Source organism: Rhizobium sp. EC-SD404 (assembly GCF_902498825.1).
Classification (GTDB): domain Bacteria; phylum Pseudomonadota; class Alphaproteobacteria; order Rhizobiales; family Rhizobiaceae; genus Georhizobium.
Window position 1 is genome coordinate 3,665,434 of record NZ_LR701459.1, and the last position, 15,154, is coordinate 3,680,587.

General features: G+C 63.5%; 14 protein-coding genes. 7 read left to right on the forward strand and 7 right to left on the reverse strand.

Annotated features, from left to right (window positions below):
* Nucleotides 1–5 precede the first annotated feature (5 nt).
* The 3 genes from GC125_RS18450 to kynU are packed head-to-tail and all read left to right on the forward strand — an operon-like array spanning nucleotide 6 to nucleotide 3,490.
* Nucleotides 6–1,169 carry an aminotransferase class I/II-fold pyridoxal phosphate-dependent enzyme gene (locus tag GC125_RS18450; protein ID WP_151986990.1) on the forward strand — a complete coding sequence of 388 codons (1,164 nt, stop codon included), beginning with the start codon at nucleotides 6–8 and terminating at the stop codon, nucleotides 1,167–1,169.
* 3 nt (nucleotides 1,170–1,172) lie between these two features.
* On the forward strand, nucleotides 1,173–2,273 hold the full coding sequence (locus GC125_RS18455; RefSeq protein ID WP_151986991.1) for a cupin domain-containing protein: 1,101 nt from the start codon (nucleotides 1,173–1,175) through the stop codon (nucleotides 2,271–2,273).
* A gap of 23 nt (nucleotides 2,274–2,296) precedes the next feature.
* Nucleotides 2,297–3,490 (forward strand): kynureninase, encoded by a 1,194-nt coding sequence (gene kynU, locus GC125_RS18460; protein ID WP_151986992.1) that lies wholly within the window; start codon nucleotides 2,297–2,299, stop codon nucleotides 3,488–3,490.
* A 68-nt stretch (nucleotides 3,491–3,558) separates the two neighbouring features.
* Here kynU and GC125_RS18465 read toward each other — a convergent pair whose 3' ends face one another.
* On the reverse strand, nucleotides 3,559–4,437 hold the full coding sequence (locus tag GC125_RS18465; RefSeq protein WP_286165573.1) for a DMT family transporter: 879 nt from the start codon (nucleotides 4,435–4,437) through the stop codon (nucleotides 3,559–3,561).
* A 127-nt stretch (nucleotides 4,438–4,564) separates the two neighbouring features.
* Between GC125_RS18465 and GC125_RS18470 the strand changes: the two genes are divergently transcribed.
* Entirely contained in the window at nucleotides 4,565–5,275 is a 711-nt protein-coding gene (locus tag GC125_RS18470; protein ID WP_286165574.1) for an SDR family oxidoreductase, read from the forward strand.
* A gap of 16 nt (nucleotides 5,276–5,291) precedes the next feature.
* Here the strand turns inward: GC125_RS18470 and polA are convergent, their stop codons facing one another.
* Complete coding sequence (gene polA, locus GC125_RS18475) at nucleotides 5,292–8,309, reverse strand: DNA polymerase I (RefSeq protein ID WP_151986994.1); 3,018 nt, start codon at nucleotides 8,307–8,309, stop codon at nucleotides 5,292–5,294.
* 155 nt (nucleotides 8,310–8,464) lie between these two features.
* Here polA and GC125_RS18480 point away from each other — a divergent pair, with 155 nt between their 5' ends.
* Entirely contained in the window at nucleotides 8,465–9,133 is a 669-nt protein-coding gene (locus tag GC125_RS18480) for a hypothetical protein (RefSeq protein WP_151986995.1), read from the forward strand.
* The gene (locus GC125_RS18485) at nucleotides 9,130–9,444 is read left to right on the forward strand and encodes a hypothetical protein (RefSeq protein WP_151986996.1); all 315 of its coding nucleotides are present in this window, start codon (nucleotides 9,130–9,132) and stop codon (nucleotides 9,442–9,444) included. Before GC125_RS18480 ends, GC125_RS18485 begins: the two co-directional genes overlap by 4 nt.
* Nucleotides 9,445–9,459: 15 nt before the next feature.
* Here the strand turns inward: GC125_RS18485 and GC125_RS18490 are convergent, their stop codons facing one another.
* Complete coding sequence (locus GC125_RS18490) at nucleotides 9,460–9,954, reverse strand: hypothetical protein (protein WP_151986997.1); 495 nt, start codon at nucleotides 9,952–9,954, stop codon at nucleotides 9,460–9,462.
* A 66-nt stretch (nucleotides 9,955–10,020) separates the two neighbouring features.
* Complete coding sequence (locus tag GC125_RS20105) at nucleotides 10,021–10,707, reverse strand: hypothetical protein (protein ID WP_199864642.1); 687 nt, start codon at nucleotides 10,705–10,707, stop codon at nucleotides 10,021–10,023.
* A 290-nt stretch (nucleotides 10,708–10,997) separates the two neighbouring features.
* On the opposite strand from GC125_RS20105, the gene GC125_RS18500 reads away from it, so the two are divergent.
* The gene (locus GC125_RS18500) at nucleotides 10,998–12,464 is read left to right on the forward strand and encodes an alanine/glycine:cation symporter family protein (protein WP_151986998.1); all 1,467 of its coding nucleotides are present in this window, start codon (nucleotides 10,998–11,000) and stop codon (nucleotides 12,462–12,464) included.
* A 34-nt stretch (nucleotides 12,465–12,498) separates the two neighbouring features.
* Here the strand turns inward: GC125_RS18500 and GC125_RS18505 are convergent, their stop codons facing one another.
* The 3 genes from GC125_RS18505 to GC125_RS18515 form a co-directional block, all read right to left on the reverse strand.
* Nucleotides 12,499–12,960, reverse strand: a complete 462-nt coding sequence (locus GC125_RS18505; protein WP_151986999.1) for an AAC(3)-I family aminoglycoside N-acetyltransferase — start codon at nucleotides 12,958–12,960, stop codon at nucleotides 12,499–12,501.
* 780 nt (nucleotides 12,961–13,740) lie between these two features.
* Nucleotides 13,741–14,292: an SLATT domain-containing protein gene (locus tag GC125_RS18510; protein WP_151987000.1), complete on the reverse strand. Its 552-nt coding sequence runs from the start codon at nucleotides 14,290–14,292 to the stop codon at nucleotides 13,741–13,743.
* Nucleotides 14,247–15,137, reverse strand: coding sequence for an SMODS domain-containing nucleotidyltransferase (locus GC125_RS18515; protein WP_151987001.1), 891 nt, complete (start codon nucleotides 15,135–15,137; stop codon nucleotides 14,247–14,249). Before GC125_RS18515 ends, GC125_RS18510 begins: the two co-directional genes overlap by 46 nt.
* Between the last annotated feature and the right edge of the window lie 17 nt (nucleotides 15,138–15,154).

Consider the following 15,154-nt stretch of genomic DNA (forward strand, 5'->3'; position numbering starts at 1 on the left):
TCCGGATGAAAGTCAAGATTCACACGCTCTTTCAGTATCTGCTCGATACGACCGAAGCGGACCCGGAAGCGATCGTCGGCTTTTCGCTGGCGCGCTCGCCGAAGCTCGGCGACTTCCTTCGCGATCTCGATCCGGAATTGTCGCTGGACTGGAACGGCAAGTCGTTCCGCGGCCTTCCGGCGCTACGGGAGCACGTGATCGCGCAGGCCGGACTTTCCGGCATCTGCACGCCGGACGATGTCTTGATCACTGCCGGCGCCGCGGAAGCCAATTATCTCGTTATCCGCCAGCTGGTCGAGGCCGGCGATGAGATCGTCACGGAAGTGCCGGGCTGGCCGCAGGCCGCCGTTCTCGGCGCGGCCGTCGGGGCCAATATGCGCCTGGTTCATCGCCGCGAAGAGGATCAATGGCGCCTGCCGCTCGACCAGTTGCGCGATGCGGTCACGTCGCGCACGAAGCTCATCTTCCTGTCGAACCCCAACAATCCCACCGGCCGGCTGATGGACGAGGCGGAGCTTGCCGAGATCGTCGCCATCGCGCGCTCGGTCGGGGCCTGGCTTCTCGTCGACGAGGTCTATGCCGGGCTCGAATGGGAAGGCACACGTGCGCCAAGCATTGCGGGACTTTACGAGCGCGGCATCACGACCGGCAGCGTCTCCAAGGCGCTCGGACTCCAGGGCCTGCGCACCGGATGGATGATCTGCCGCGACAAGGATCTGATCATGGACGCCGTGATCCTGCGCGAAAACGCCAGCGAGATCATGAACATCATGGGCGAGGCGATCGCCGAGATCGCGCTCAGACCCGAGCGCCTCGGTCCTGCGCTGGATCGGGCACGGGCAGAAGGCCGCGCCAATCTCGATCAGTTGGACTGGTTCGTGGCGAACGAGCCGAAGTTGTCCTGGGTGCGACCGCAGGCGGGCCTGATCGGGCTAGCTCGTTTGGCAAACGGGATCGATTCCGACGATTTCGCGCGGCGACTGCTTGCGCCCCCCTACCGCACCTTCCTTCTGCCCGGCTCCGCCTACGACATGCCCGGGCATATCCGGCTCGGCGTCGGCGGAGGCGAGAGCGTGCGGCTGGAGGACGGGCTTTCACGGGTCTCCCAGCTCTTGCAGGACTGGGATGCACCGGAACAGAGAAACCACAAACCATTGCGAGAGGCATGAGCCATGAGCGATACGCGTGCAGAAATGCGCCTTCCCACGAAGGACGTGCGCGACGACCTGCCCTTCTTCACCAAAGTGCTGAAGATGCGGCTCGATACGATCTTCCCGGCAGACGACCCCAAGGTCGCGGTGGTGTCCGGTCACGGATTGCGGCTCTGCCTCGATGCCCATTCGAACGAACCGCCCGGCACGATCCGCATCCTGACCGACGATCCGGATGGCTTCGCAGGCGGCGAGCGGCGGCTGACCGCTCCGAACGGCACGCGGATCGAGATCGAACCGCTGCATGTACCGCTTGCGACGCCGACGACCGCGCATGATTTCGTGGTGCGCCGGCTCGCCGACCAGGCACCCTGGGTCATCGGTCGCGCCGGGATGCACTACCGCGATCTCGTGCCATCCCGTCTCGGCGGCTCGATCATTGCGAGCCACATCCGCATTCCCGATGGCGGCCCCGTGCCGGACATGGTGCATTACCACACCGTCGGCTTCCAATTGATCTTCTGCTATCGCGGCTGGGTCGACCTCGTTTACGAGGACCAGGGCGAGCCTTTCCGGCTCGAAGCCGGCAATTGCGTCATCCAGCCGCCGGAAATCCGTCACCGCGTGCTCTATGCGAGCCCAAACATCGAGGTGATCGAGATCGGCGTGCCGGCGGAGCATGTCACTTCGATCGATCATTCCATGACCCTGCCGAATGGCCCGGCCAATCCGGACAGGCGGTTCCAGGGTCAGCGCTTCGTGCATCACAAGGCAGCGGAAGCGACTTGGAAGCCGTTCCGGCTGCCGGGTTTCGTCGCCCGTGACACGACGATCGGCGAGAACACGCAAGGCGTCGCCGGCGTGCATGTGGCCAAGCGCGGCGAAGGCACGCCGGTCTTTGCGCGCCATGACAGCGACATCCTCTTCACCTTCGTCATGGATGGCGAACTGACGCTGGAGGCAAGAGGCCAGGAGACGCAGCGTCTCGGCGCCGGCGATGCCTTCGTGGTGCCCCCGGGCCTCGTGACGCGCTACGCCGATCCCTCAGACGACATCGAATTGCTGGAAGTATCGCTTCCCGCCCGTTTCATCACCGACACAGAGGAAGCAGGCGCCGCCTGATTGGTGCGCCGGCTAAGGACCGAATGAGCGACTTCAACAAGACCCGTAGTGAATTTCATCTCCCCGAGGGCCTCATCTATCTCGACGGCAACTCGCTCGGCCCCCTGCCCAGGAAGGCAGCCGAGCGTGTCGCCTCGACCATCACCGCCGAATGGGGGGACATGCTCGTCACCGGCTGGAACAAGGCCGGCTGGATGGCCAAGCCGACGGATATCGGCGACCGCATCGGCAAGCTGATCGGCGCGCCCGCCGGTACCGTCGTCATGGGCGACACGCTGTCGATCAAGGTATTCCAAGCGCTTGCCTCGGCGCTGCGGCTGCGGCCCGATCGCAAGATCATCCTGTCCGACACCGGCAATTTTCCCTCCGACCTCTATATGGCCGAAGGCCTGGTCGGGCTGCTGGGCCAAGGCTACAGCCTGAAGACGGTCGCGCCGGAAGAAGTCGAAGGCGCGATCGACGAGACGGTTGCGGTGACCCTCATCACAGAGGTCGACTACCGCACCGGGCGCATGCACGACATGAAGCGGATCACTGAAAAGGCCCACGCGGCCGGTGCGCTGACCGTCTGGGATCTCGCCCACTCGGCCGGCGCCGTACCCGTCGATTTGACGGGCGCCGATGCCGATTTCGCCGTCGGCTGCACCTACAAATATCTGAACTCCGGTCCGGGCGGCCCGGCCTTCATCTATGTGCGGCCCGATCTTGCGGATACGGCGCAGCCAGCGCTCGCCGGCTGGCTTGGCCACGAGCAGCCCTTCGCCTTCGACCAGAACTACAGGCCCGGCCGCGGTATCGAGCGGATGCGCGTCGGCACGCCGCCGGTGCTGCAGATGGCTGCGCTCGAAGCGGCGCTGGATATCTGGGACATGACCACGATGGCCGACGTGCGCGCCCGCTCGATCGAACTGACGGAGCGCTTCATCGCCGGCGTCGAGGCCGCTTGCCCGGAATTGACGCTCGCGACGCCGCGCGAAGCAGCCCTGCGCGGTAGCCAGGTGAGTTTTCGTCATCCGGAAGGCTACGCAATCATGCAGGCCCTGATCGCGCGCAAGGTGATCGGCGATTTCCGCGCGCCGGACATCCTGCGCTTCGGTTTCACGCCGCTCTATATCGGCGAGGCCGAAGTGGACGGCGCCGTGAAGATCATCGCGGAGGTCATGGACGGCAAGCTCTGGGACCGCGAAGAGTACAAGCGCCGCGCCCGCGTCACCTGATCGACTCGCCGGCCAAAGCGTTTCCAGGTGAAGTGGAGACCGGTTCACCGTTCGGAAACGCGATAAATCTAAGTCTTGAGCCAGACATAGATGCCGCTGGCAACCAACAGACCGGCGCCGGCGATCATCGTCCATTGCAGCGGATCGCCGAAGACGACGACACTGATCGTGGCGGCAGCCACGATCTGCGAATAGAGGAACGGCGACAGCGACGAGGCCGGCGCAATGGCGAAGGCCCGCACCAGCAGGAAATGGCCGAGCGCCCCGAGGCTCCCCATGATCGCCATCAACCCGATCTGCGGCCAGGACGGCATCTCCCAGACGAAAGGCAGCGCCAGCGAGAAAAGCACGGCACCGACGCTCGTCGTGTAGAACAGCGTCGTGGACGCGCTGTCATACCGTCCCACGAGACGGGTCAGCAGGTAGAAGAACGCAAGCAGGATCGCCGCGCCGAGCGGGATCAGCATGGCCGGCTCGGCGCCGAAGCCAGGCCGGATGATCAGCAGGACGCCCAGGAAGCCGACGACGACGGCAACGAGTTGGCGTGGCCCGACGCTTTCGCCGAGGACCAGATAGGCCAGCAGCGTGACGAGGACCGGCGCGAAGAAGAGCACCGCAGTCGCATTGCCGAGCGGCACGTGGATCAGCGAGGCGTAGAGGAGAAACGTCGTGGCGCAAAGCAGCAGCGCCCGCACCAACTGCAGGTCCAACCGCCGACTTTTCCAAAACCCCGGCTGGGCGCGCAACGCGAGCACGGTCATCACGATCAGCGTATGGAAGAAATAGCGGCCCCACACCACCTGCACGACCGGCAGGTCGCCGGTCAGCAGTTTCGACAGGGCATCCATGCTGGCAAGCACGAAGGTCGACCCGATCGTCAGTGCGATGCCGAGCAGGAGGCGAACCGGGCGGGTGTCGGGCGAGGCCGGGGGCTTAAGTTGGGTCAAGTCAGTCCAGGGATCGCGGAACCCGTCGGACGGCTCCGGCTTTTTGAGGAAGCGTGATCCTATCATTGCCTGGGGCGGTAGACAGGTCCACTGAACGAAATACCCAAGACAGTCGAAAGGAATTCCCATGATGAAGACGGCGATCGTCACAGGCGGCGCTTCCGGCATAGGCGCGGGCATCGTGCGTCAACTGGTTGCCGAAGATTGGGAGGTCGTCGTCGCCGACCTCGATTCAGACAAGGGCGTCGCGATCGTCGAGGAAACCGGCTGCGACTTCGTGACCTGCGATGTGGCGCGCGAGGACGACATCATCGCGCTGATCGAAGGCGTGCAGGAGCGCAGCGGTCGCATCGATGCCATCGTCTCGAATGCGGGCATCTCCGAGTTCGCCGGTCTCGCCGAATTGACTCTCGCCGATTGGAACCGGGTGATTGCGACCAATCTGACGGCTGCCTTCCTTCTCGCACAGCATGGGGAAGAGCCGCTGCGGCAGGCGAAAGGCGCCATGGTTCTGATCGCATCGACCCGGGCGCATATGAGCGAGAAGGACACGCACGCCTATTCCGCAACCAAGGGAGGGCTCGTCGCGCTCACCCATTCGCTGGCGATCAGCCTTGGACCGGACGTGCGCGTCAACTGCATCTCGCCCGGTTGGATTGATGTTTCGGACGGCGAGCTTTCGGCCGAGGATCACGCCCAGCATCCGGCAGGCCGCGTCGGCACGCCGGAGGACATCGCGCATCTCGCCGCCTATCTCCTGTCCGAGAAGGCCGGCTTCGTCACCGGGGCCGAATTCACGGTCGACGGAGGCATGACGCGCAAGATGATCTACAGCTGAGCTCCTTGGTCGGATGTCAGTGCGCTTCGTCCCAATTGTCGGCGGCGCGCGCGTCGACTTTGAGCGGCACCTTCATGGAGAGCGCGGGCATGGCCGCGTTTTCCATCAGATCGGTGACGAGCTCGATCGTCTGGTCGACCTCTGCCTCGGGCACTTCGAAGATCAGTTCGTCATGCACCTGCAGCAGCATGCGGCCGGACAGGCTCGATTGTGCCAATGCCGGCTCGATGCGGATCATCGCACGGCGGATGATGTCGGCAGCCGAGCCTTGGATCGGCGCATTGATTGCCGCGCGCTCGTTGAACGCCCGCACCTGAGGGTTCGATGAGCGGATTTCCGGGTAATGCGCCCGGCGGCCGAAGATCGTTTCCACATAGCCGTGCTCGCGGGCGAACAATTTCGTCGCATCCATATAGTCGCGGATACCCGGAAACCGCTCGAAATAGCGACGGATGTAGTCGCTGGCTTCGGACCGCTCGATGGCAAGCTGGTTGGCAAGGCCGAAGGCGGAGATGCCGTAGATGATGCCGAAATTGATGGCTTTCGCGCGCCGGCGCACTTCCGACGGCATGCCTTCTATCGGCACGGAGAACATTTCCGAAGCCGTCATCGCGTGAATGTCGATGCCATCGGCGAACGCCTGGCGCAGCTGCGGAATGTCGGCCACATGGGCGAGCACGCGCAGCTCGATCTGGCTGTAATCGGCAGAAACGAGTTTCTGACCTGCATCGGCGATGAAGGCCGTGCGGATCTTGCGCCCCTCGGCGGTGCGGATCGGGATGTTCTGAAGGTTCGGCTCGGAGGAAGAAAGCCGGCCCGTCGTCGTCGATGCAAGCGAATAGGAGGTGTGGACGCGCTTGGTCTGCGGATGGATGTAGCCCGGCAGCGCATCCGTATAGGTCGATTTCAGCTTGGAAAGCTGGCGCCAATCCACGATCTTGCGCGGCAGGTCGTGGCCGACTGCGGCCAGATCTTCCAGCACTTGGGCGGACGTCGACCATTGCCCGGTCTTCGTCTTCGATCCACCTGGCAGGCCGAGCTTCCCGAACAGGATTTCGCCGAGCTGCTTGGGCGAACCCAGATTGAACTTTTCGCCGGCAAGTTCATAGGCGGCTGCCTCATGGGCGCCCGCACCTTGCGCGAATTCGCCGGAAAGACGCGACAGTATCTGTCGGTCGACGGAGATCCCGCGTTCCTCCATGCGGGCAAGGACCGGCAGCAGGGGCCGCTCCAATCGTTCGTAGACGTGGACGAGGCCCTTGGCGACGAGCTGCGGCTTGATCGCGAACCAGAGCCTGAGCGCGACATCGGCATCTTCCGCCGCGTACTCTGTCGCCTTCTCGATGGATACGAAATCGAATGTGACCTGCCCCTTGCCGGAGCCCGCGACTTCCTTGAGGCCTATCGTCTTGTGGCCGAGCCAGCGTTCGGCCAGCGCATCCATGCCATGGCCGCCCGAGGCGCCGAAGCTCGCCATGCCAGATTCGACGACATAGGACATCAGCATCGTATCGTCGAACGGGCCGATCTCGACGCCGTAGCGCTTCATCAGCAACCAGTCATATTTCAGGTCCTGGCCTACTTTCAGGACGGCCGGGTCTTCCAGCAGCGATTTCAGCCGGGCGAGCGCCTCGTCGAACTTCACCTGACCTTCGGCGATGCCGCCGCCGAACATGTCGCCTTCGCCGGTGCGGTGGGCGAGTGGCAGATAGGCCGCCATGATCTCCCTGCCGGATGCATCCTTGCTGTTGCCGGCAACCGCGAGCGACACACCGACGAGATCGGCCTGCATTGCATCAAGCGCATTGCTTTCCGTATCGAACGCGACAAGACCAGTCTCGCGGGCAATGGCGATGAAGCGGTCGAGCGTCGCCAGATCGGAAATGGTGACGTAGGACGCGCGGTCGATCGTGCCGGTGGCTGCCGCTTCGGCGCGGGCCTTGGCGAGCGCCTGGGGCGTCCAAGTCTCGGTCTTGGCGCTCACGGTGGCGCTTGCGATGGTCTGTTCCGAGCCGCCGGCTGGCTTTTGAGCCATCGTCGTCCCGTCTGCAGGAGCTGTTGCATCGCCCTTGTCGAGATCCGGTCCGTGGGCTTCAGCACCCCATTGCACCTGGACATGGGACGGTTCGACGGCAGCCGCGTCCGTCCCGGTGGCGTCCGCGACCCGGCGCGTGAGCGACGTGAATTCCATCGCCTTCAGAAAACCGACGAGCTTCGGCCCGTCCTGGGGATCGAGGCTCAATTCCTCGAGCCCGACATCGATCGGCGTATCGAGCTTCAGCGTGACTAGCTCGCGCGACAGCCGTGCCTGATCGGCGAACTGGATGATGTTTTCGCGCCGCTTGTTCTGCTTGATCTCGGACGCACGCTCCAGAAGCGTATCGAGATCGCCATACTCCTCAAGCAGCTGCGCGGCGGTCTTCGGGCCGATGCCTGGGATACCCGGGATGTTGTCGGTCGAGTCACCCGTCAACGACTGCAGGTCGATCATCTTCTCAGGCGGAACGCCCCATTTCTCGATGACCTCGGGGATGCCGATCTGCTTGTCCTTCATCGTATCGTAGAGCGACACTTTGGGGGTGACGAGCTGCATCAGGTCCTTGTCGGAGGAGACGATCGTGACGTCGCCACCGGCCTCGACGGCCATCCGGGTATAGGTGGCGATCAGGTCGTCGGCCTCGAAGCCTTCCTTCTCGATGCAAGGCAGGTTGAAGGCGCGCGTCGCCTGGCGGATCAGGCCGAATTGCGGGATCAGATCGTCCGGCGGTGCCGAGCGGTTCGCCTTATACTGATCGTAGAGCGCGTTGCGGAAGGTCTTGGAGGAATAGTCGAAGATCACCGCGAAGTGCGTCGGTGTAACACCCACTTCCGTGTCGCGCGCCTCGACAAGCAGCTTCCACAGCATGTTGCAGAAGCCGGACACCGCGCCGACCGGCAGGCCATCGGACTTGCGCGTGAGAGGCGGGAGCGCGTGATAGGCCCGGAAGATGTAACCCGAACCGTCGACTAGGAAGAGATGATCGCCGTTTTTCATGCGCCGACGATTAGCGCGGCGATCAAAGCGAGTCTACATGGCGTCGCCTCGGCGGCGCCGTTGCTTCGGGGCCGACGGCCTGCCCATGCTTTCGACACACTCCATTGGAAAGTTCGCCCCCTACCGTGCAACCGACGCGTATTGGAGCCGACATCGTGTTCTCAACCCTTGGCGACCTTGGTTCGAAGCGTGTTCCACTGGCTCTTGGCTGTGTCGGGCTGCTGGCTGCCTCGATCATGCCACTGCCGGCTGCAGCCCAGGAAGGGTCATCCAGTGCCGTCATAACCAGCGAGGAGGCCAAGGCCGCATTGCCGGACGCCGAGCGATACCGGCTCGAGATCGACAATGACGGGCTCGATGCCAAACAGAGGCAAGACCTCGGCGCAATGCTGATCGACACGATCGGCGATGCCCATTTCTTCGGGGCAATCTATGCCTTTCTGCCCGAAGGTTCGAACCAGCTCTCCATTCATCTTCGGCGACAGCTGCACTCGCTCGACGCGGCGGAGCGTTCGGCGCTGGCTGATTGCGAGGCGGAGCGAAGCGAGGACGATTCCGAGTGCTACCGAATCGGACGGATCATTCCCGAAGACTGGGACGAGGACGACGGTTCGCTGTTGTCGCACGAAGCCACCTTCCCGTTTTCCCAGAATGTAGACGCGCTGGAGGGATCGAAGATCGTCGCCCGGTCACGCAACACGACGGCCTGGGCCATGTGGAGCGGCGAAAACGTCCGCCAACGAGCGCTCGACGAATGCAACGAGGCAGTCGAAGCCGGCGGCTTCGAGCCGGATTGCGAAATCATCATCGATGACGGCGCATGAGCGGCGAAAGCCCAGTTCATGACAAGGCCGGCAATCCCGGTTTTGCGGGCGGCGTCGGCAGGCGGCGATCCGCGCCCGGCCTCTCCTATATCGCCTGCTTCGCCATTCTGATCGGCTGCATGGCCGCCGGGGCGATCCTGTTCGCGCTCGGCGCTCTCGCTCTGCTGCAATGGGCGGATGGCGATGCTCGGGGCGGAGAGCTTGTGTTCTTCGGCTTTGCCATCCTGATCGGCGCTGCGATCGGATGTTTGGCCGGCATTGTGTCGTCAGTGCTCTGGCTGCGCGGTGGGCGGCGCACTTCCGCGCGATAGTCTCGCGATAGCTGCTCACGCACCCTGCTGAACGATCGAGACGAAGGCTCGATCACGGCTGGTGGACTTCATGCGGCCCGCGAATAGATCGTCGAACGCTTCCACTGCCCGGCGGATGCCTTGAACGCTTAGATCCCAGCTCGCCGGACTGCCGAGCCCCAGAAGCGAAAAGATGGCGCCGGGGAGCGTCGGCGGGGCCTGATCGAGGGCCACGAGCAGCGAACGGAGCGCCTCACGGGCAATGTCCAACTCATCCGGCGTTACGGAGAGTTCTTCGAAGCCGTGCGGGACGCTGCCGACGAACCCTTCGCCGGACGCCATGAGCCACTGATCGCGGACCCGTTCGGCGCGATCGCCCGATTCCGGCGAGCCGCCGACCGCGACATGCAAGGCCATGAGCCTCAGCAGCAGTTCCAGATCGGAATCATGCATCCAGAAACCGAGCGCGGACCCCTGCGCGGCCGGCGCGCCATCCAAGCCACGGCCAAGCGTAACGAAACTTGTTCCCATCGAAATGGAGATCCTTTTCCCTCGAGGCGTTCAATCAAAGCGCGGGACCTGACGCCTCGCCGTGCTTCAATTTGCGGACGGGCCGCTGTCGCTCGTGTCCCGGCTGCCGCCGCCCATCCCCATGCCGGTGCCGCCACCCGCACCGCCGCCTCCACCACCACCACCACCACCACCGCCGCCGCGTTCGCGACCAGCTTCATTTCTGCCGCGTCCACCGGCGCCCTGCGGGCGGGTCGGGCCCTGGAACGGGATCTTGGCGCCTTCCGGAATGGGGTCGAGATCGAGCGCCATGCGGATGAAGGTGCGCAGCGAGATGACCAGTTCCGCCGTGCGGATCGGGCGTCCCGCCGCAAGATCGGTTGCCGCCTGGCCGGCGAGGCGCACATGCTCTTCGGTGCCGAGCAGGAGGATGTCGGACAAAGCGGCCTCGACGGCATCGCGAATGCGGCGCGGGCGCTCGGAGGCGGCGTCGGGAACAGGTGCAGGTTCCGCGCCCTCTTCCGGCGTCGCGGCGGCGGTCTTGAGGTCGCGCAGATGCGCGGGGCTGACGGTCAGTTCGCCCGTGAACGACCCGCCGAGCGTGCGATAGGCGGCGATGAGCGTCTTCAAACGCTCGTTGATCTGGCGGTTCATGCGCTGCTGGCGCTGCTGCAAGGTGAGCATCATCACCATGCGGATACCGACGCCGACGAGCGCGAGCACGGCAATGCCGAGGATGGTGGTGAGCACGCCCTGCCAAGAACTGAAATCCATGAAGCGCACTGGCCGTCTCCCCTGACAATGATCCGCCGCCGGCACGCGCAATGCAGGCGGGACGGAGCGGGTGGAGGCGACACTTAGCATGGGCGGCGCGGTGACGAGCAAGGTTCAAAGTTTGGCGTCAAAGGTTGCTTTGTGGCGGACCCTCAGCCTCAATGGGATAAGCGTCGCGCGGTTCGCGACGGTCAAGCGAGCTTTCATTGGTCGCGCGTTCGTGCTGGAGGGAGGGGCGTTGCGATCGAATTTTGCGGAGCGGCCACGCTCCAAGAGGGGATTTTGAGCTTATGGATCTGATTACCGGCTTTTTCGGTCTGATCGAAGACCTCACCTGGGGATGGGCACTGATCCCGATTCTCGTGGTTTTCGGCGTGTTCATCACGGTGATGAGCGGCTTCGTGCAGATCGAATATTTCACCCGCATGTTCCGCGTGCTGTCCTCCAAGAACCAGAGCGGCGATCCGAATGCGATCAGCGCGCGCGAGGCCCTATTGATTTCCGTCGGCGGGCGCGTCGGCGGCGGCAACATCGCGGGCGTCGCGGTGGCGATCACGCTCGGCGGTCCGGGTGCAGTGTTCTGGATGTGGGCGATCGCGCTGGTCGGCATGGCGACAAGCCTTGTCGAGGCATCGCTGGCGCAGCTCTACAAGCGCTCGAACGGCGACGGCACCTATCACGGCGGGCCGGCGAGCTACATCATCCACGGGCTCGGCCACCGCTATCGGTGGCTCGCGGTGGTCTATGCGATCTGCCTGATGCTGGCCTTCGCCTTCGGGTTCAACGCGTTCCAGGGCAACACTTTTGCCGGCGCGGTGAACGACAGTCTCGGCGTCGACCGCCTGTGGAGCGGCATCGCGCTTGCGATCATCACTGGCTTCATCGTCTATGGGGGGATCCGGCGCATCGCCAAGGTGGCGGACGTCATCATCCCGATCATGGCGTTCATCTATATCGGGCTGGCACTCCTCGTCATCGTGATGAACATCACGGAGCTGCCCGGCGTGATCTGGTCGATCATCGCCAATGCGTTCGGCTTTGAAGAAGCGGTCAGCGGCGGCGTGGGCGCGGCGATGGCGCAAGGGCTGCGGCGCGGCCTCTTCTCCAACGAGGCCGGCCTCGGTTCGGCGCCGAACGTGGCGGCGACCGCCGATGTGCGCCACCCGATCAGCCAGGGCATCACGCAGTCCTTCTCGGTCTTCATCGACACGATCATCATCTGCTCGTGCACGGCATTCATCATCCTGCTCAGCCCCGTCTACCAGCCGGGTGCCGAAGGGATAGACGGGGTGGTGCTGACCCAGCAGTCGCTGGTGAGCCAGGTGGGCAACTGGTCGCAGTACTTCCTGACCTTTGCGATCCTGCTCTTCGCGTTCAGCTCGATCATCTACAACTACTATCTGGGCGAGACGGCGCTGAAGGTGATGACGTCGCAGCCGGCGGCGGTGCATGTGCTGCGGCTGGCGATCGTCATCATCGTCTTCCTCGGGGCGACGGCACCGGGGGCGACGGCGGTGTTCTTCTTCTCCGATCCGCTGATGGGCGTGCTCGCGATCGTCAACCTGATGGCGATCATGATGCTGTTTCCGACGGCGTTGCGCGTGCTCAACGATTTCCGCGACCAGCTGAAATCGGGCGTGGACCGGCCGGTCTTCCGGCCGACGGCGTTTCCGGATCTCGACCTCGACCACTCGGCCTGGCCATACGCGATGGCGAACCCCGAGACGGTGGTGGAGAGCCGGCCGACGGGCGTCTGACGGCTCACGACAGATCTGGTCGGCGGCGGCGCCTTCAGCCGCCGCCGGCTTTGACGGCGATGTCGAAATGCATGACGTCCTCGCGCGTGCCGAGCCTGGTGTAGAGCGCCACGGCCGGATCGTCGCCGTAATCGGCCTGGACATAGGCGACCCAGGCGCCGCGCTCCGCGCCGATCGCGCAGAGCCTTTCGATCAGAGCGGTGGCGACGCCCTGCCTGCGATGGGCCTCGGCCACCGCGAGATCGTAGATGTAGATTTCCGAGCGCGCCTGCTCGAACTTTTCAAGCTCATAGGCAACAAGCCCGCCAATCACATCGTCCCCGTCCAGTGCCACAAGGGCATGCACGTGATCGCGGTCGAGAAGCCGCGCGAGATAGGCGTCGGCCGGCGGCTTGGACGCATAGCTTTCGGGATCGTCGAATTCCCGCGCGAAGAGGCCGTTCAGTTGGCGCGCGAGCGCCTCGTCACCCGTAGTGAGCCGCTTGATCTCGATCATCGATCGCTCCGTTTCCTGTCGCCTGTCCGGCGCGCGGAGCGTAGCGCGGCCAGTCTTTGAGCGGGAGAGGCCGAAAACGGGAGAGACGAGAAACGGGAGAGACCAAGACTTGCGCGGCCATGCGGCTTTGCCCGGCACGGCTTTCGCCGCCCGGGGGATCACGGAATGGAGACGGGGCGCGCGAAGCGGGCCTCGAAAAAATAGGTAGGTGTGGCTCGCTTCGCGCGCCTCGCCCGACGTCTTGCGGGACCCTCGTCCCTCTGGACCAGTCGACGCCCTCTGCACCGTCGCCCTTTTACGGGGCACTCATGCGGGACCGGACCTTCACGAGCGAATGGTGGCGCACTGAGGCTCCCGGCGGGAGCCTTCATGCGGCTTCACGCGCTCAGCCCGGATCGAACGCCCCTCCACCGGCCGCATCGCAGCTCACAGGGATCATCGCTCGCTTCCGCACCACGGCTTGCATGGACACACAGCCAAAGCCGGTCGTAATGCCGGCGGAGGCGCTGTCGGCCCAGCTCCAGGCTGCGGGCATCGTTCCCCACAACCGGAAGCGCCGTCCCCCACCCGCACCCGGACGTCTCACGAATGCTTCCAACCGGCGGGGACGAAGGGAGTATGGCACGGGGCGAAGGGGCGGGGAAAATTGGGGGGAGTAGTTATGACGGCTTGCGACGCCATTGCGGTCGTTCGAGATCAGTTTCGCAATGGGCCAGAAGCGGCCAACTCGTCGTCTCGGAACGCGGAGAGCGGCTTTGCGATACCGGCCTTAGCGAGCGCCTATTTGGCGGCCGGTGGCTGATCGACCGAAAAGTCATAGTGTCCTTCAGCGATCTTCCGTTGGGCTTCTTTGAAAGCCGATTCCGGCGGCGTGATGCTGCTGCTTCGCGCGATATCCATCCGATCCATCAATTCGGCCAATACGTCTTCCGCCGCCTGCAGATCGCCCAAAGCGGTGATGGTCGCGGTTCGACGGAAGCGATCCTGTAATGCCTTGAATTCGGCTGCCAGTCGCGAAATTTCATCCACACTGGTTTCGAACTTCAATGCATCCGCCAAGGCCGGGAACAAGCTGGCGATGATGGCCAGCACTGCCATAACCCATTCCAAACCCCATTCCTGCAAGATCGAAAGCCCGGCAAAACCGGCGATGACGATAGGCGCGGCAACGAAGAATTGCTTTTGCCGGCGTACGCGCCGAAGCCAAATATAAAGCGTGGTGGACGTGTAGAGACAGGATTCCTCCTGCCGCCGGCATTCCGCGATGATTGCCCTGCGGCGGTCGTCTACAGGACGTGAACTGGGATTCGATCCCCGAATATCTTCTGCCATTCTTCGCCCGCCGAGATCGTGTAATCGTTATACTCATCCGCACACGCCTGCAGAGCGCGATCGCGGGCGGTTTGCGCCCTCGACAGCCACGCATCGCCCAGATTTATGGATTCGAAAGTGCCGGGTATGGTCAAGTTCGCCCAAGCTTTGTTGCATAGCCAGGCGAAGAAATCGCGCATAAACCAATCATACCAATAATAGTCGTATTGCCGGTTCTCGTAGGTCGTCATGAATTCGGCCGTGAGCAACTCGATCTGGTATGATTTTAGCGGCACGTTGCAATGCCGCTTCCATGTTTTGAGCATCTGCGCCATTGGCCGCACGTTGCCGCTTGCGTTGCGATCGGCGGTATCGATGAAAGCGATCTCGGCTTGGGGATCGACCAGCTTCCATCGGCCCCCATCGTTGGTATCGGGCATATAGAAGCGGCCGAGATTATCGTATCGGAACGCTGGCACTACCTCTACGGTGATCGTATTGAAGCCGACGATTACCACTTGGCCGTCGCCGCGCGTATTGGTTTGCGAATAGGTTTCGAGCAGATGTGCGCGAACCTCTTGCAGCAACGCCGATTGCTTGTTGCCCTGATAGGCTTCGATGCGTTGATAAACTGCCGTTGGCAACTCAAAGAAAATATCGACGTCGCTAGGCGGCGCGACGGCCGTTCCCTTGCCCCATGATCCGACGATGAACCCGCGCGGGGTTTCGGTGGATTCATCGTAATAGGCCCGGTGAAGCGACTTCTGCACGCCGTGCTGTTTGCCAAGGCCATCATCGATCTGATCCTTCGATAAGTTCAGATCCTCATGAAAGCGGCGGAACCGCTGCCTTACCCCTGCCCACATACGAATCGCCCTTTGCT

Coding starts and splice junctions, on each gene's coding strand:
- GC125_RS18490 (WP_151986997.1), bottom strand. CDS start 9,954: ATGGGAACAAGTTTCGTTACGCTTGGCCGTGGCTTGGATGGCGCGCCG.
- GC125_RS18450 (WP_151986990.1), top strand. CDS start 6: ATGAAAGTCAAGATTCACACGCTCTTTCAGTATCTGCTCGATACGACC.
- GC125_RS18500 (WP_151986998.1), top strand. CDS start 10,998: ATGGATCTGATTACCGGCTTTTTCGGTCTGATCGAAGACCTCACCTGG.
- polA (WP_151986994.1), bottom strand. CDS start 8,309: ATGAAAAACGGCGATCATCTCTTCCTAGTCGACGGTTCGGGTTACATC.
- GC125_RS18455 (WP_151986991.1), top strand. CDS start 1,173: ATGAGCGATACGCGTGCAGAAATGCGCCTTCCCACGAAGGACGTGCGC.
- GC125_RS18510 (WP_151987000.1), bottom strand. CDS start 14,292: ATGGCAGAAGATATTCGGGGATCGAATCCCAGTTCACGTCCTGTAGAC.
- GC125_RS20105 (WP_199864642.1), bottom strand. CDS start 10,707: ATGGATTTCAGTTCTTGGCAGGGCGTGCTCACCACCATCCTCGGCATT.
- GC125_RS18470 (WP_286165574.1), top strand. CDS start 4,565: ATGATGAAGACGGCGATCGTCACAGGCGGCGCTTCCGGCATAGGCGCG.
- kynU (WP_151986992.1), top strand. CDS start 2,297: ATGAGCGACTTCAACAAGACCCGTAGTGAATTTCATCTCCCCGAGGGC.
- GC125_RS18505 (WP_151986999.1), bottom strand. CDS start 12,960: ATGATCGAGATCAAGCGGCTCACTACGGGTGACGAGGCGCTCGCGCGC.
- GC125_RS18485 (WP_151986996.1), top strand. CDS start 9,130: ATGAGCGGCGAAAGCCCAGTTCATGACAAGGCCGGCAATCCCGGTTTT.
- GC125_RS18515 (WP_151987001.1), bottom strand. CDS start 15,137: ATGTGGGCAGGGGTAAGGCAGCGGTTCCGCCGCTTTCATGAGGATCTG.